The organism is Colwellia ponticola (genome assembly GCF_005885605.1).
GTDB classification, from domain to species: Bacteria; Pseudomonadota; Gammaproteobacteria; order Enterobacterales; family Alteromonadaceae; genus Colwellia; species Colwellia ponticola.
Map to the genome: position 1 here is coordinate 1 of NZ_SZVP01000144.1, position 441 is coordinate 441.

The following is a 441-nucleotide window of genomic DNA, read 5'->3' on the forward strand; positions in this document are numbered from 1 at the left end:
AGTCGTGATCGACTATTTTTCCAATGAGACTGATTTGAGAACGCTGCTGAATCATCCTTCAGCAAAACACCTCTCAACCCAACACTATACGATCAATTATGCTTCATTCAATAATCATCCATTGATAGAGCTGCCTTCCTTTAAAGAAGCGACGAAATTTGTAGAGAGCCAAAATTCAGAGCAGGTATCCGCGTTCATCGAAAGCTTGACGACTAAGTATAATGAACTCTATCAACCTTCATTCACGGTGCAGGATTTTCAATATACAGATTATCCAGAAACCATCATATTGCTTGATCATCGCCCTGTGAGAAACCTGATTGTTATCAGTCTGATCTTCTTTCTGTTATTCACCGCTCTATGGCTATTCGACAATGCAAGGAAGTTGTCGATCCTACGATTGAACGGACTCTCTTGTGCGACGATCTTGTATAAAGTACT

Annotated in this window: 1 protein-coding gene; it reads left to right on the plus strand. The window is 40.4% G+C overall.

Features of this window, described 5'->3' with window-relative positions:
• Positions 1-441, plus strand: a 441-nt coding sequence (locus FCS21_RS16955; RefSeq protein ID WP_222928000.1) for a hypothetical protein, incomplete at both ends; no start/stop codon positions are given.